Source organism: Enterocloster bolteae (assembly GCF_002234575.2).
GTDB classification, from domain to species: Bacteria; Bacillota; Clostridia; order Lachnospirales; family Lachnospiraceae; genus Enterocloster; species Enterocloster bolteae.
In genome coordinates this window covers 968,356-984,162 of sequence record NZ_CP022464.2, presented here as the reverse complement: position 1 = coordinate 984,162, position 15,807 = coordinate 968,356, and the positions used below count along the sequence as shown (strand labels likewise).

13 protein-coding genes are annotated in these 15,807 nt (G+C 49.5%); all 13 read right to left on the bottom strand.

The features are described 5' to 3' along the window. Positions 1-61: 61 nt before the first annotated feature. Positions 62-1,033, bottom strand: coding sequence for an N-acetylmuramoyl-L-alanine amidase family protein (locus CGC65_RS04620; RefSeq protein WP_002568092.1), 972 nt, complete (start codon positions 1,031-1,033; stop codon positions 62-64). A gap of 108 nt (positions 1,034-1,141) precedes the next feature. Then, on the bottom strand, positions 1,142-2,473 hold the full coding sequence (locus tag CGC65_RS04615; protein WP_002568093.1) for an HD domain-containing phosphohydrolase: 1,332 nt from the start codon (positions 2,471-2,473) through the stop codon (positions 1,142-1,144). A 122-nt stretch (positions 2,474-2,595) separates the two neighbouring features. After that, positions 2,596-3,339, bottom strand: a complete 744-nt coding sequence (locus tag CGC65_RS04610) for an ABC transporter permease (RefSeq protein ID WP_002568094.1) — start codon at positions 3,337-3,339, stop codon at positions 2,596-2,598. Then, a complete protein-coding gene (locus CGC65_RS04605) occupies positions 3,336-4,121 on the bottom strand; it encodes an ABC transporter ATP-binding protein (protein ID WP_002568095.1) in 786 nt (261 codons plus the stop codon). Before CGC65_RS04605 ends, CGC65_RS04610 begins: the two co-directional genes overlap by 4 nt. Before the next feature lie 49 nt (positions 4,122-4,170). Next, entirely contained in the window at positions 4,171-4,944 is a 774-nt protein-coding gene (locus CGC65_RS04600) for a MerR family transcriptional regulator (protein ID WP_002568096.1), read from the bottom strand. A 161-nt stretch (positions 4,945-5,105) separates the two neighbouring features. After that, positions 5,106-5,345, bottom strand: coding sequence for a hypothetical protein (locus CGC65_RS04595; protein ID WP_002568097.1), 240 nt, complete (start codon positions 5,343-5,345; stop codon positions 5,106-5,108). A 115-nt stretch (positions 5,346-5,460) separates the two neighbouring features. Then, the gene (locus CGC65_RS04590; protein ID WP_002568098.1) at positions 5,461-6,375 is read right to left on the bottom strand and encodes an AraC family transcriptional regulator; all 915 of its coding nucleotides are present in this window, start codon (positions 6,373-6,375) and stop codon (positions 5,461-5,463) included. A 22-nt stretch (positions 6,376-6,397) separates the two neighbouring features. Continuing rightward, positions 6,398-7,801, bottom strand: a complete 1,404-nt coding sequence (locus CGC65_RS04585) for a GntR family transcriptional regulator (protein ID WP_002568099.1) — start codon at positions 7,799-7,801, stop codon at positions 6,398-6,400. A 4-nt stretch (positions 7,802-7,805) separates the two neighbouring features. Continuing rightward, positions 7,806-11,144, bottom strand: a complete 3,339-nt coding sequence (locus tag CGC65_RS04580) for a response regulator (RefSeq protein ID WP_002568100.1) — start codon at positions 11,142-11,144, stop codon at positions 7,806-7,808. Next, positions 11,144-12,418 (bottom strand): ABC transporter substrate-binding protein, encoded by a 1,275-nt coding sequence (locus CGC65_RS04575; RefSeq protein ID WP_002568101.1) that lies wholly within the window; start codon positions 12,416-12,418, stop codon positions 11,144-11,146. Before CGC65_RS04575 ends, CGC65_RS04580 begins: the two co-directional genes overlap by 1 nt. A 218-nt stretch (positions 12,419-12,636) precedes the next feature. Further along, the gene (locus CGC65_RS04570; RefSeq protein WP_002568102.1) at positions 12,637-13,359 is read right to left on the bottom strand and encodes a DUF5131 family protein; all 723 of its coding nucleotides are present in this window, start codon (positions 13,357-13,359) and stop codon (positions 12,637-12,639) included. Positions 13,360-13,439: 80 nt separating this feature from the next. Then, positions 13,440-13,904 carry a VOC family protein gene (locus CGC65_RS04565; RefSeq protein ID WP_002568103.1) on the bottom strand — a complete coding sequence of 155 codons (465 nt, stop codon included), beginning with the start codon at positions 13,902-13,904 and terminating at the stop codon, positions 13,440-13,442. Positions 13,905-14,187: 283 nt separating this feature from the next. Beyond that, complete coding sequence (gene rny, locus CGC65_RS04560; protein ID WP_002568104.1) at positions 14,188-15,738, bottom strand: ribonuclease Y; 1,551 nt, start codon at positions 15,736-15,738, stop codon at positions 14,188-14,190. Positions 15,739-15,807: the final 69 nt, after the last annotated feature.

The following is a 15,807-nucleotide window of genomic DNA, read 5'->3' as shown; positions in this document are numbered from 1 at the left end:
ATAGCTGTAGGAGTAAAATTCCCATACTCCTACAGCATCCTGTATTCCGTGTTCAGTTGTGTTACTGGTTAATCTTTGCCCCGTCATCCCCTACCCAGTAGGAATCCGGCGTCAGACAGTTGGTCAGCATCTCGCCGTTGTCAGCGCAGTAATACTCCCTGCCTTCCCACTGTATCCATCCGGTGGCCATATAGCCCTGTGCGTCAAAGAAATACCACTTATCTCCTATCTGCTGCCAGCTGTTGGCCGGATAGCTGCCGTCCGCGTTGCGGTACCACCATTTACCGTTTTCCGGAGTCTGCACCCATTCGCCGTTTCCTCCCGTGGGATTCTCCCTGAACTGGGCCGCCTTTTCCTCCGGTATGTACGTGCTGGGAGATTCCGCCCAGTCTCCTTTTTCCTTGCTGTCAAATTTGCTTACAGGCCTTACCCTGACCGTGTATGCCGTATTGCCCTTCTGCATGCGCTCGCGGCAGTTGCATGTATTGGTGCTGACTGTCATGACAGCGCCCACTGCCTTGTCGTCCCTGTACACGCGCACCTCATAGCTGCCCGCTGCCGGTATGGCGTCCCAGGTGGCTATGCCGTCCTCTGTGAGGACCACATTTGTCAGAGCATGAAGGGAGGTGTTCAGGGCCTGGAGCTCCACATCCATCAGCAGGGTGGTGCTGGAATCCTCCCGCTTGGAATTTTTAAACTCAGCTCCGCCTTTTATGGTCACCTTATCCTTGGGAAGGGACTGGAAATAGTAATCGTCGTTGGCTGTCAGGGTAATCTGGATTCTGGGTACGGTGTCCTCCCGCCATTCCACATCGTCATTCAGGATCTCATAGCCGTCCACAGAGTACTTGTTGCTGCTGGTCTCAATCTCTATGAGCTCATCTCCGAAATCCGTATCCGGCTTTATCTCTGCTTTTATGGTCAGACTTATGGACTTAATGGGTTTACGGCTTGCGCCGTATGCAGGAAACACCATCAGGGCAGCCAGTACACCTGCCGCAGCCATCATTAATTTCCGCTTCATGTGCAGCATATCATGATTCCTCCTTTTTACGTTCCTCATATAACCCTACTTTATCCAGTTTTGCCAGCTGTGTCAATATACATTTCCTTACGATTCCATGGCTTAACATTATCCGGCTCAGGATTCCCTGGCAGCCGCCTGTGAATTCCTGTCCTCCATTCTGCGCTCCAGGACCTGGTACTGCCGCTGCATCTCATGGTATTTATCCAGGATGGGCTGGGAGCGCTGCCTCACAGCCCCCATGATGGTATCATAATTCTCCACGAACATGGATACAATCACTGAATCTACAAGCCCCTTTTCCGCCATGTCCTCCAGAATGAACACTGTTTTTTCCTTCGAAAATGCATCCTTATAGCTTCTGGTTCCTGTCAGGGCGCTTATGATATCAGCCACCGCCACAATTCTCTGGGGCATATCCAGAGATTCGGCGTTTAACCCCCTGGGATAACCGGAACCATCCAGCTTCTCATGATGGCGCAGGGCGATATCCCTCACCCTGGCTGACACATTTGTTCCCAGAATGTGCTCGGTCAAATCCACATGAGTCCTCATGACCCGCATGGCCTGAGGGCTTAATTTCCCGGGAAATTCCAGTATCTCCACAGGTATTCCTATCTTTCCCAGATCATGAAGCATGGCTGCGCAGATCACGTCCCTGATATCATTGCCGCTGTCCAGCATACGGACTGCCAGTTCCTCGCTTATAACAGTGGTTGTAATGGTATGGGTTACGGTATGAGAGCTTCTGAAGTCAATGACATAGGTCAGCATGCGCAGAAGCGCCTTTTGCTCATCCTCGGTAAACGGAACCTCTTCCATGGTCCTGTCAAATTGCCCGGACACATCCTCCGGCAGACAGTATTCCTGGCCCTGGACAGCCAGGCGGTCCAGAACTTCCGGTCCCAGGCGCCTGAAAAGTCCTGATACTCTGGGGCTGTAGGCCAGCCCTTCCTGCCTTCTCAAAAACTCCGTGAATCTCTGGTATCCGCCTGTATAACCGGATGATCCGAAATAGATGTCTGCCCGGTCCGCCAGATTGAGGATCTGGGCCGCCTCCCTGACTCTCTCCGGCACATCCTTCTGTTTTCTCAGCCGGTTCCAGGGCATATGGTGATACAGGACAACGGAATCCCAATATTCAAACGGCGTAAAATAGTGAAAGAACAGATATCCGTAAATGGAATGATTCCACACTTCCTTCGTCTCGAATTCCACCATCCTGTCAATTTCCTCGGTCTTATATGCGCCAATGTCATGGAGTGCAGCCAGAATCAGCAGGTTTCTCATCTCCGACGGTGTATAGGTGCCATCCTCCTTTAGCATCTGGAACACCAGATAGGAGACCCGGGCACCGTGTCCAATCAGCCTTGGGTCAACCAGATTAAAAGCTCTTCTTGCGATATTAATTAAATCCTTATTGCCCACAGGCAGGGAATATTCCGGCATAACCGCTCCTTTTCTCTCACTCCGACTTATACTCTGCCTCCTATTTTCACACAAAGCCCACTATAAATCAAGCTCAATCTGATACCCCGAAAAGGCGGCCCCTTCCTGAAAGGGGCCCTTTTTTACTCCCACTTAAAATAACGCAGCGCAATCCCGCCGCAGACCAAAAAGCAGACTGCCATGTACAGACATGATTTCCATATACCCTCAGCCGGCAGCCCCAGGGAAACCGCCTTAAGAAGTTTGATTCCCTGGGTCAGGGGCATCATATCCGCAATCCTCTGCAGGCCGGAGGGCATGGTCTCATACGGAAGGGTGGCACCCGAAAGAACCAGCATGGGAAAATACAGTATGCTGGCCCACATCCCGGCTGTCCTGACATCCGGGGCAATGCCTCCTATCATCATGCCTATGCTGAATATGACCAGCATCACAAACAGGAATACAGCCAGGTACGCTGCTGCTGAGCCTGGAAAACGCGCCCCGAAAAACAGGACCGCCGCAGCATAGACCAGAACCAGGGATGCCAGGGAATAGACGGTATATACCGCTGTCTGGACCGCCAGAAGGAGGGCCGGACTGGCCGGCGTTACCTGGTACCGCTTAAGTATCTTCTTCTGCCTGTATTCCGAAATCACCAGAGGAAGTCCCATAACACCGCCCGCACAGACCGCTATGGCAGAAACTGCCCCAAAGGACTGTTCCAGAAATGTATAGCCTGCCCCCGGATAAGCGGGCCGGCTGCCGAAAATAATTCCCAGCAGGGATATGGCCACCAGAGGCATGCAGATGGCAAAGATAATCATATCCATGCCCCTGATAGATAACTTAAGTTCTGTTTTCAGTATGGTATAAAACCGTTTCATCTGTTTTCTTCCTCCTGTGTCCACCACAAATACGCATCCTCCAGTTTACTGTAAGGGCTGTTATCCACCGCCTCCTTTACGGTTCCTTCAAAGACAAACATTCCATCCCTCAGGATACCGATTTGATCGCAGAGCATTTCCACCTCATCCATGAAATGGGATACAAGACATATAGAAAGGCCCTTATCCTTCATTTCCAAAAGGCATTTCCAGACCTCCCTGCGGGATTTTGTATCCAGCCCTGTTGTCAGTTCATCTAAAAACACCACCTTGGGACCTGGTATGAGCGCCAGTATAATAAAAAGCCTCTGCTTCTGCCCGCCCGACAGCTGGCTTAACATGGAATCCGCCTTATCCTCCAGCTTAAACTGCCGCAGCAAATCCCTGTAATCCGCTGTTTTCTCATACAGGCAGGCAGTCTCCTCACAGAGCTCCCGCACCTTAATGCGGTCCGGATAACTTGCCTCCTGAAACTGCACCCCCACCCGCTCAAACAGATGTCTGCGCTCTGTCACCGGGTCCATTCCCAGTATCCGCACTTCTCCCGAATCAGCCCTTCTGGTCCCCAGTATACATTCCACGGCCGTGCTCTTTCCCGCGCCGTTGGCTCCCAGCAGTCCATATATCTGGCCCGGCCGGATCGTAAGGTTCAGGTTATCAATCACCTTTTTTCCGGAATAGGACTTGCTCAGCCCTGTGACTGTCACCGCCTTTTCCCGGAGTGCAGCTTGTGCGTTCACTGCTGTTTCCCTGCCTTTCCTCTGTTCTTCCCGATTTGTCATCTTCCTGCCTCCTAGTTCACTGTGTATCGGTATATGCTATAACTGTCTTTCACAGCTGTTCCCGGCGGTTCATCTCCATCAGCTTCCCAATCTGTGACTCCACATACCCAGCATTCTCTTTTGCCTCTGCCAGGGAAGTGAGAAGCTTATCACAGGCAGTGATAATATCGTCGTCCTCTCCGGGTGTATCAATAATTTTCCGGATATCGGCGGACGGATTTCTGGATAAGGCGTTTAGCATCCGCAGAATGGACGAAAGGGAATAGTTGGCGCACCGGAGGGAGCGTATGATGGTCAGCCGCTGTATATCCTCCCCTGTATAGACCCGGTAGCCGTTGGCCATCCGCCTGACGGAAAACAGGCCGTTTAGTTCCCAATTCCTGAGCGTGTCAATGGTGACACCCAGGATACCGGCTGCTTCCTTTCTTGTATACATGGTCTGTTCCCTGTCTTTTCCGGAACACGGTTCCTTGATGCCTGCAAGCATCCTCCTGCATATCCTGACAGCCTCCTCTGCATGTTTTATTTCCTGATCCACCTGGTCACTGTAACGTTTTGTCAGCTTCAATGCCGTCTCAAAATCCCCTGACGCAGAAGTTTTAACGATAGTGACTGCCTGCTTTCTCAGTCCATTTTGCAGAACCTCCACCCGCAGGGCCGCCCTTGCCAGCTTAAACTGCTCCACATGAAGCTCCGTAAAAATCCTGTAGCCGCTCTGCGTCCTCTCTGCTTTCGGAATCAGGCCGTACCTTTCATACAGACGTACGGTGTTCACATGAATGCCGAACATCCTTGCCAGATCCACTGTCCTGTATGTATTCATAAAGATGCACCTCCTATTCTTTTATACCACAGGTTTCATCCCTGATGTTATAGTGTAGGGTTTCCCTCTGATACCCGCTCCTATGCGGTATTCTGAGAACAAATAAAAAACCAGCCTGTTCCGGCTGGTTTTTTATCATTTTCCCTTCCTGGCTCAGCGCTTTAAATCTCGCTGATATAATAATACACAATGCTAATATAATCCTCCGGCTTCTGGAAATCCAGTTTCAGGGCCAGGCTCCCCTGATTCTCCCTGAATTGGTCCCATAACACCTTCTGGGCAGCGTATGACTTGTTGAGATCCCGCCGTTTTCCATCCGGAAAAATGGCATTGACCGCACCGCTGCACTGGTTCACAATCTGCAGAAATCCATTCATGTTCAATATATTTAGTTTTATCACAATCCAACACCTCCCGGAATATGCAGCCCCTTTCATGACCGTGGGAGGAAGGCGCCATCCCTTCTTCCTACTATCATTATAGTGTATCATATTTCCTGAAGATATCGAATTTCTGTCATCTTGTGTCACTATTCTGCCATTTCTGACGATACTCTTTCGGACTGCATCCCATACTGCTTCGGAATACCCTGCCGAAGTAGCTGCTGCTTCCCAGGCCGCATATATGGCATATGCTGGTGATGGGTTCGTTTCCCTCAGACAGCATCCAGCATGCCCGCTGTAAACGGAAGCTGGTCACGTACTCTACCGGAGTCATGTTCAGGCAGTCCCGAAACACCCGGAAGCACTCGCGCTCACTGATGAAGGCAGATGCCGCAATCTCCTTCACCGACAGCTTATCCCCGCAGTGCTTGTGGATGAACGCCAGCATTATCTTAATCTTCTGGTTTGACCGGCTGTTGTATTTGGGGCTTTTCTCCATGGTCTCTGTCATGGCAAGAAGGCCGCACCATATCTCAGACAGGACCGACCTCAAACGGATTTCGTAGCCGCAGTCGTCCTCTGATATCCGGAAGGACTGCCGGAGGGTCTCTAAAACAGGTACATGGGACGGCTGGTCCGGGTACAGCCCGATTATCTCTACATGGGATGCCGTCATAAGGGGCGAAACGTATTTCCGGTCAATGATGCTGCCGCTCTGTCCGCTGATCAGCAGCGGGTTAAAGATATGAAGGAGTGAGACGACTGACCCCTCCCCGTCCTTTGCCCTGGACATATGAAGCACATTTGAATTCACAAAGCCCCCTGAACCAGCCGTAAAAACAGCCTTTCCATGAGGCGTGTCATATTCCAGGCTGCCCTGCTCCATGTAAAACAGCTCCGCCTCTTTGTGCCAATGCCAGGGAGACTGTTTTCCCGCATACTTGTCCAACTCCACATAAGAGGCAATATAAGGGAATTCCGCCGAGATTCCCGGCAGTTCCTCTTCATAGCTCCCCGGTTTAAGCTCTACCTTACGGATTATCTTCATATTACCCTCCTGTTCCGGGACCTTATTGCCGGGTGTCTGCACTCTCCAGAAATATCCTGACCTCCTGATATTCCCGTCCCATAAACTCCTTTACACTGCCGGAAAATGCCTCCGCATTTCCCTCGTCCAGATACCGGCCGGCCTGAGCCACCATATCATTATATTCCATATGAAACTCCCTTTCCCTCAGGCGCAGCAACGCAATGGGATACCCCCATACAATCAGTTCCCTCAGCTTATTGTAACACTCCTTTACCAGATTCAGCCTGCAGTTCTCCGCAATAAATGTCAGCACCACCTCAAAGATCTTATAACTATTCCTATTCTTCCCGAGCTGCCGGACATCGTACTGCAGCTTTTCCACTGCATCCGCCGGTGCATTCTCCAGCGTATATTGGACCACCGGCTTAATGGTCAGCGTCATCAGCTGCAGGCTGTCAAGATACAGTTTCATGCCTTCCCTGATTTCCGGATTTGCCAGATCCGCCTTTTCCGCTTCAGCCAGGACCAGGGTTCCCTTACCCTGGAGGGACCTGGTTATCCCCATGCTGTCAAGTATGGACAGGCTGCGCCTCACGGTATTAAACGATACCTCGTAACGCTGTGCCATACAGGGAAGTGATGGCAGGTAGGTTCCGCGGGGGTAATCCCCTCTCTCTATCTCCCTGAGAATGCGGGACACAAGTGTATATCTCATCTGGGGACGTTTACGGTAAATGTTCCAGTAAAACGGAACCTGCTCCATATCCCCTAAATCGAACTCATCCTGTGCCTGTGCTATAAAAGACAGCAAATCCGCTGTGATACGGCCGTACAACGTCTCAAAGGTCTGCCCCAGCAGTGAAATGACCTCCTCCCTGGACAGTCCCTCCAGCTCCTGATCCGTCAATACCGCCTGGTCTTTTCTGACCATCAGATAAGCAAACCTTATATAACGCACAGTCTCCCAGTAAAGATTCAGGAACAGCCGGTTGTCCGGCGCCTTGAACACCAGTATATATAACGCTGCCGGCATGGATACAGATTCCACGGACAGGTGCTTCATATTATCTAAAAAGCGTTTCCAATCCTCATCGCTCCACCTCATAAGGCATTCCCGCCACAGCGGCTCAAACAGCAGCTTTCCGGACAGAACCCAATCTGCTATCCCGGCTTTCCTGGATACGAAATATCTGGCTGCACTTTCCCGGAACCCGGCGGGTCCGGCCTTATAAACCACCACGGGCGCTGTTCTCGGATCTACCCTTACATATCCTCCTTTTTCCAACAAAGCCAGGCCGGCTCTTACAGTTGCCTGCGCCAAATGAAACATCTGACAAATTTTGTTAATGGACGGAAGGCTCTCTCCATATTTATAATATCCATATAGTATCCTGGCCTCAAAATATTCGTACACCAGCCTGTTTAAACCGCTGTCAGCTCTCATTCTTTTACCTCAAATATTTATATAGCATCTGTTCCAGCACACTGGCGTCAATGGGTTTTGCAAAATGCGCTGTCATCCCGGCGTGAAGGGCATTCTGCACATCCTCCGCAAATGCATTGGCAGTCATGGCTATAATGGGTACGGAGGCCGCATCCTCCCTCTCCAGGGCGCGTATGGCCCTTGTGGACTCATACCCATCCATCTTAGGCATCTGCACATCCATCAGGATCATGTTATAGTAGTGCTCCGGCACCTGCTTAAACCGTTCCAGGGCTTCCTCCCCGTCACAGGCTTCCTCCACCTCCACCCCCATCTCTTCTATCAGGGTTCCCGCAATCTCACGGTTCATCTCATTGTCCTCCACCAGAAGAACCCGTTTGCCTGTAAAGTCTGATTTGCCCGTAAAACCGCTCCATTGCACCGGTTCCTTTTCTCCGCTCAGCCCGCTGAGCAGATAGCAGATTTTGGACCGGTAAAAGGGCTTTGCCAGAAATGCAGATACACCGGCTTCCCTGGCCTCTGCCTCAATCTCCGACCAGTCATATGCGGTCAGCACGATAACGGGAATTTCTCTTCCCACCTCCTGCCGGATACGCCGCGCCACTTCCACTCCGTCCATATCCGGCATCTTCCAGTCCACAATGACCAGGCGGAAGGGATCGTCTGAATCCTTCAGATCCAGTACCCGTCTTACCGCCTCAGCGCCTTTTGTGACAAACTGGGGCCGCAGTCCCATATCCTCTAAAAGCTCCGACGCATTTTCACAAGTCTGCTCATCGTCATCCACAATCAGGCAGTGTATGCCTACCCATTCCTCAGGCACCGCCTCAGGCGCTGCATCCTGGAACTGCAATGGAAGAGCCACCGTAAACACAGAGCCTTCCCGGGGCCTGCTTTCTACTCTGATATCACCGTTCATCAAATCTATCAAATTCTTTGTGATAGCCATTCCCAGCCCGGTGCCGGTTACCCGGCTGTTTGTGGAGTCCTGGGCCCGCTCAAAGGGCTGGAACAGTTTGCTCATAAATTCACTGCTCATGCCGATCCCGGTATCAGCGCACCGGAACACATAACGCCCATATCCTCTGCCGGCGCCTTGCTCCTGCCTTACCTCCACATGAACGCTCCCCCCTTCCGGGGTGTATTTGGCCGCATTGCTCAGGATATTAATATATATCTGGCGGATACGCAGGGAATCTCCCACCACTTCCTCATTTTTCAGCCCCTTCAGATGTACGTCCATCTCAAGGTGTTTGGCCTCTGCCTGCGGACGCACCAGCTCCGCGGATTCCGTCACCAGTTCTGCCAGGTTAAAGGGTTCCTCCCGTATGGATAGTTTCCCGCTTTCAATCTTCGACATGTCCAGCACATCGTTAATCAGGCTTAAGAGATGCTTGCTGGACAGGCTGATTTTCTTCAGGCATTCCATCACCCGTTCCCTGTCATCCAGGCGGGTGCTAGCAATAGCCGTCATGCCCACGATTGCATTCATAGGAGTGCGGATATCATGGCTCATATTGGACAGGAACTGGCTTTTAGCCTCACTGGCCGCCCTGGCGTTGTCCAGGGCGCTCTGAAGAGCGCTGCGTTTCTGTTCCTCCTCATAGCGCTGCTCATCAATACGGCGTGAAATCAGGATTGCCAGTTTATCCCCGGAATAGGGATTGTCCACATGAATGATCTGCATAGAAACCCAGTGATACCTGCCGTCTCCAAGCATCTGTCTCACATCCAGAAACACCTCATTTTTCTCCTGTCCCAGAGTCTTATTCAGATTCTCTGCCGAGAAGCGGCGGCAAAATTCCTCCAGGTGCTCCGGATGAATGGATGCGGCCACATACTCATAGAGCTGGCTGTAGGATTCCTGGTTCCCAAGCTCCAGCATCAGGCCCGGTTTTACATAGATAAAGTTCAGCGAATCCCTGGTCAGATTCAGACTGATAATCACCGGATAGGCATTGGATATAGCTCCCACCAGGGTAAGGCGTTCCTGAAGCTTCTCCCGCTCCGCTGCCTCCTCTGCCAGCTTTTCGTCCGTGATATCATGAAAAGCGGAAATCAGTACCGGATTTCCGTTTTCATCCAGGGTCCTCTCCACGATTCCGGCTGCCCAGAAAAATCCATTATCCAATGTAATCACACGCACTTCAAAGATGTTCTTTCTGCCGCTGTCCGCTGTGTCCTTAAACAACTGTACCAGATTTTCATAGTCCTCCGGGTGTATCACATCCCGAAGGCTTTTTCCCTTCATTGCTTCATTGGACGCGCCCTCCTGACAGCGGAACAGTCTCATCCCCTCCTGGTTCATAAGCCGGAAGTCATATGGAGCTTCCACGGACATCAGGGCGATTCCTTCCGGCACCGCATTGTACAGACGGCTTATGTAAACGGCCTGATTCTTTAATTTCCGGTTGGTCCTGTTGGCATAGCGCAGATAAAATACAAGAAGCAGTGCAATCCCCAGTAAGATACAGCCTATCAGGGTAAAGGAACGCATGAGTATCTCATTGGTCTGGGCATTTACCACGCTCTGGGGAATTATGGAAATCAAATACCAGTCAGATTGGAGCTTTAAAGGCGTATAACAGAATACGGTGGCCTCTCCCTGGTAGTTAAAGGTGGCCCATCCGGTATAGGAACTTTGGAGAGACCTGGCAAACTGGTCCAGGCTCTCACGGCTGTTTTGGGTCTCCGGAAGCATATCAAACAGATTCTGCACTGTTTTATTGCTGTTGGGGTGGGGAGAACGAATCAGCACATCCCCCTTCTGGTTGACCACATAGGAGAAGCCGGCATTGTTATAAAAGGACAGGGTGAAGCTGTCTACAATACAATCCACCTCATACTCCTTTACCAGGTATCCCCGCACCCCGTCTTTCAGTGTGACTCCCATAAACAGGTCAAATACATTGACACCCGTTACGCTGCTGATATGAGGGTCAATGATGCCGTTGCCCCGGTCCGTATCCAGCAGCACAGCTTCCGCCTTTTCGTCAATTACTGAGCCTGAGGGAATACATACTCCGTCCTGCAGATACAGACTGATCCCGTTTTCTATCTGTGCATAATTATCCATAAGGAGTTCCAGTTCCTCCCGCTGCCCCGAAGCAATTTCCCTCAGGTTCAGCGTGACGGTACCCATGGACTGGTAATCGTCCATCAGCTGGACCTTCAGGGTATTACAGCCCTGCTGGGTGCTCTCTATAATGGTCTGGACAGACTGCTTCCACAGCTCCTCCTTCACCTCATGGATGAATAAGAAAGTCAGAATGCTGAGCACAGCGCCCACCAAAACAGCCGCCATGGCAATCTTCTTCTTTATGCTGGTACTGTTCTTATCCATTACCATCCTCCCCTTCTCCCAGCGGCCTCCTGGTCCATCCATTTCATGGTATCTTCCAGTTCTTCCCCTTTCATCAGACGTTCTGATGCCCTGGCTGTCAGTTCCCATATAGGAAATTCCAGAAGCGCATCCGTCCCTATGACAGTCCTTCCGGACTGGTAACAGGAGACAATGGGCTGTATCTCTTTTACAGACGATGGAATCCCCTCCCTTAAGGGGCTAAAGGAAGACTGCTGGTCCGCAAACTTCTGTATGTTTTCAGACCGCGTAAAAAATTCCACAAAGGCCAGGGCTTCATCTATATGTTCACTGGCCCTATTGACGCTCAGCCTGGTATCCGCATTGATCACTACCAGTCCGCCGTCCTCCAGCACAGGATAAGGCGCCACCACAAAATCAAAATCAGGGTCCATCCCTTCCACCCGGCCTGCTGCCCATGCCCCGGTCAGCATGAAAGGTGATTCCCCCTTTACAAATTCCTCCAAATCATCCGAGGTTTTCCGAGTCTCCAGTGCTTTCCCTGCATCCACATAGCCATTGTCAATAAACTCCTTAACCAGAGAAAAACCGGGGGTCATGCAGAAACTCAGCTCTTCTTTCCCTTCATTCAGGTGTCTGAACATCTCATCTTCCCGGTTTTCCTGATACGCCGAATAAAAACTCCGGCCAATTGCCAGGGTCTTAAGGGATATATCATTATTGGCAATAACAGGGGTAATGCCCTGCTCCTTAAAATAACTGCATACCTGCCTCCACTCCTGAAGGTTCTCCGGCAGCTTCTGCTTATGTTCCTTCAGCAGCTTCTTATTACAGTAAAGTCCAAAACCTGACACAGTGGTTGGAACCCAGTAAATCTTTCCATGCTCATCCATCTGCCGGAGCATACGGTCACTGTAGTCCTGAATGGTTTTAAGGCCGGATAAATCCATAAGCTGTCCTCTGGACTGCATTTCCAGCAGAACATCGTGGTTCACCATGAATACATCGTCACCCTTTCCCGCGTCAAAACGCTTTCCCAGGGCTTCATAGTATTCATTTCCCTTAAGGCTTTCATAGGATACCCGGATGCCAGGATTCTCCTTCATGAAATCCGACAGGATTTCCTCTATAACCGTCACGTTTTCCGGCTCATATTTATTTCCGAAAAAAGTGATTGTGGTAACATTCTCATTGGGAATCTCGAAATTAACAACCTTATTCCCAGTGCCGCAGCCCCCCAGCATAAGGGCGCTTGCCAAAAACACTGCGTACAGCCCCACCATCCTTCTACCCATACCATATCCTCTCTTTGAATCCGTCAAACCGGCAAATGACCTCTGTCCTACTCTGTCCACATATATTTTAGCATGATACACAGTACGGTACAATCTTTTTTTCTCCGTGGCAGAACGCAAAACAGAGGATAACGCACAATATCCTGCGTTACCCCCTGCCCTCCTTATGATACAAATGCAGTTTAACGAACATGCCCTGGTTTATGGGGCTGTTTCTGTCAAAACAGCCTTTTTCCATCTGAAATATCTATTCCAAGCTCTTTCGCCAGGCCGGTCTGCTTAAACGGATTAATTTTCTCCACCGCGCCATTGCATCTGAAAAATGAGCCTGTATTTTTAAACCAAAATGTTTTGTTTGCTTTTACACATTGTTCACGGATGTCCAGTACCCAGTCATAGTCACACACCCGGGCGTCGCGTCCTGTTTCACCGCCAACTGTAACATGGTCCACTCCATGAAGATATGGCGTCAGATCGATGGCCTCCAAAAGCGGGGCGCAGGCAATAAAACGCCGTTTTATGGGATAGGATAAGAATAGAGGAAGTCTGTAATCGGCCATTTTCTGGTTTTCAACAGTACAGCCAATATTCACATTATCATAGCCGGTTCCCCAATCCGGCGGAAGCGATACAAGGAAACGGTCAATACGCTTTGTCAGAATCAAAAAATCAATATCTGTCCTCTCCCTGATCATGGCCCAAACTTCTTTACGCCATTCATCTGCCTCAGGAAGGAAAAAGTCAGTTGCAAAGCAGGTTGCGAGAATTTTGTTTCCTTTAATGTTGTACTGTCCCTTTGCATTCCTCCTGACAGGCCAATCAAATTTGTCTGTCTTCTCTATGATGTTTTGACCGTACCGTTTTGCATAAGGCCCATAAAAATAACAATATGTACATCCGTCACTGGCTTTATAACAGCCTGTCCATGGTTCCCAGTTCATAGAACCTCCTTCCGTGAATGTCTTTTTGGACCAGGGGCCGCATACGCTTAATGGCATGATACACTCCCCCAGGGATTGATTCAGCTCTGCAGCAGTTTTTCCAAATCAGATACAGAGACATCCATTCGTCTGGAAGTCTCCTCCATGGACATCCCGGAATGGATAAACCGCCTCACAACCATTTTCATGTTCTCTCCAACTTCAATGATGTGGCCGTCCAAATCATAAAAACGCACTGTGCGCTGTCCCCATCCGGCTTCTTTTACGCCATCACCTATGTATTGAATGTCATTGCGCTGTCCTAATCTATCTATAAAGCCGTCAAAATCATCCTCCTCAAAATACAGCTCCATATTGTGTGCCTTTTCCAATATACTTTCTTTAGGGACACCTGTCAGCCAGTCAAATTCCTGCTGTAAAGACAGTCCGCCAAATGAGACGTTTATACCATAATCTTGAAATACCTCCAGATCAAATAGATCCTGATAAAATTTTTTTGAAAGATTCACATCCTTCACAGCAATACATACACCTTCATATTTCATTCAAAGTTTCCTCCGTTTTAGGATAATGGCTGAAAATGCTCACGGTTGTCATGGCTGCCGCCATCAAGAACATTCCGCCTAATGATAACACAGTTAATATGACAACTGTGTGTCATATTCATGGCTGCCCGCCAGTCTATTGCTGTCTTTTACCAGTTTCATTCCCGTTTCACCAGAAGCGTATCCCGGGCCTGAACGCCCGAATAAAAAAATGCCCTAAAACCGCATGAATGAATACTACATTCTTACGGTTTTTAGGGCATTTATCTACACTTCTTAATGATTACTTCGCGTAATCCGTAACTCTTGACTCACGAATTACATTTACCTTAATCTGTCCCGGATATTCCAGTTCGTCCTCAATCCGTTTGGAAACATCTCTTGCCAGCAATATCATATCGTCATCGCTGATCTGTTCCGGAACTACCATGATACGAACCTCGCGGCCTGCCTGAATGGCAAAAGACTTGTCCACTCCCTTAAAGGAATTGGTTATATCTTCTAATTGTTTCAATCTGTTTGTATATGTCTCCAGAGTCTCACGCCTTGCACCAGGTCTTGCAGCAGATATGGTATCGGCTGCCTGTACAATGCAGGAAATGAGGCTGGTAGGTTCAACATCGCCATGATGGGATTCCACCGCATTCAGCACAGTGGCAGATTCCTTATACTTCTTACACAGGTCTGCACCTAGCTGGACATGGGTACCTTCCATGTCATGGTCAACGGATTTACCAATGTCATGTAATAAACCGGCACGTTTGGCTAAACGTACATCCACTCCAAGTTCTGACGCCAAAAGTCCTGACAGCTGGGCCACCTCGATAGAATGCTTTAATGCATTCTGGCCATAGCTGGTCCTGAACTTCATTTTACCAAGTAACTTAACTAATTCCGGATGAATTCCGTGGATGCCAACTTCAAGACAGGCTGCCTCGCCCTCTTCCCTCATGTTGTTCTCCACTTCCTTCTGTGCCTTCTCTACCATCTCCTCGATTCTGGCCGGATGAATACGTCCGTCCACAATCAAACGCTCCAATGCTATTCTAGCAACTTCTCTACGTATTGGATCAAATCCAGACAATACTACTGCTTCCGGGGTATCGTCGATAATCAGTTCCACACCGGTAAGAGTCTCAAGGGTACGAATATTACGTCCCTCTCGTCCGATGATGCGGCCTTTCATCTCGTCGTTAGGAAGCTGTACAACAGAAACCGTTGTCTCAGCCACATGGTCTGCAGCGCACCGCTGAATAGCAGTCACCACTAAATCCCTGGCCTTTTTGTCAGCTTCTTCCTTTGCCTTGTTTTCAAGTTCCTTAATTAATTTAGCTGTGTCATGTTTTACATCTTCTTCAACAGATTTTAAAAGATATTCTTTTGCCTGTTCGGAGGTTAGACCGGATATCCGCTCCAGTTCCTGTATCCCCTGCTCATACTGGGCTTCCACTTCTGCAGTACGTTTACTGAGAATGTTTTCCCTTCTGACCAGGTCCGCCTCCTTCTTTTCAAGGGCATCTGCCTTTTTTTCAACGTTTTCTTCCTTACTTAATACACGTTTTTCATAACGTTGAAGTTCCGCTCTTCTTTCCTTGGTTTCCTTCTCTAACTCATTTTTCGTCTTTAAAGATTCTTCCTTGGCTTCCAGGAGAGCTTCTCGCTTCTTTGTCTCTGCGGTTTTTAATGCTTCATCTATTATTTCCCTTGATTTTTCTTCTGCACTTCCTACCTTGCTGTCATACTGCTTCCTCTCGTAATTGCGTGCAGCAAACCAAGTAATAATAGCCACAACTATCATAACGATAATCATTATGGGGACCATTATCTGTGACACAGGAGCACCTCCTTATTTAATTTTCATTGTACGAACTACAACATATTAATTTTATACTTTTTTCAGAAT

What these genes read in the sequence shown, in the direction of transcription:
- CGC65_RS04570 (WP_002568102.1), bottom strand. Translation starts at nt 13,359, where the DNA reads ATGAACTGGGAACCATGGACAGGCTGTTATAAAGCCAGTGACGGATGT.
- CGC65_RS04615 (WP_002568093.1), bottom strand. Translation starts at nt 2,473, where the DNA reads ATGCCGGAATATTCCCTGCCTGTGGGCAATAAGGATTTAATTAATATC.
- CGC65_RS04580 (WP_002568100.1), bottom strand. Translation starts at nt 11,144, where the DNA reads ATGGATAAGAACAGTACCAGCATAAAGAAGAAGATTGCCATGGCGGCT.
- CGC65_RS04565 (WP_002568103.1), bottom strand. Translation starts at nt 13,904, where the DNA reads ATGAAATATGAAGGTGTATGTATTGCTGTGAAGGATGTGAATCTTTCA.
- CGC65_RS04620 (WP_002568092.1), bottom strand. Translation starts at nt 1,033, where the DNA reads ATGCTGCACATGAAGCGGAAATTAATGATGGCTGCGGCAGGTGTACTG.
- CGC65_RS04590 (WP_002568098.1), bottom strand. Translation starts at nt 6,375, where the DNA reads ATGAAGATAATCCGTAAGGTAGAGCTTAAACCGGGGAGCTATGAAGAG.
- CGC65_RS04605 (WP_002568095.1), bottom strand. Translation starts at nt 4,121, where the DNA reads ATGACAAATCGGGAAGAACAGAGGAAAGGCAGGGAAACAGCAGTGAAC.
- CGC65_RS04575 (WP_002568101.1), bottom strand. Translation starts at nt 12,418, where the DNA reads ATGGGTAGAAGGATGGTGGGGCTGTACGCAGTGTTTTTGGCAAGCGCC.
- CGC65_RS04585 (WP_002568099.1), bottom strand. Translation starts at nt 7,801, where the DNA reads ATGAGAGCTGACAGCGGTTTAAACAGGCTGGTGTACGAATATTTTGAG.
- CGC65_RS04600 (WP_002568096.1), bottom strand. Translation starts at nt 4,944, where the DNA reads ATGAATACATACAGGACAGTGGATCTGGCAAGGATGTTCGGCATTCAT.
- CGC65_RS04610 (WP_002568094.1), bottom strand. Translation starts at nt 3,339, where the DNA reads ATGAAACGGTTTTATACCATACTGAAAACAGAACTTAAGTTATCTATC.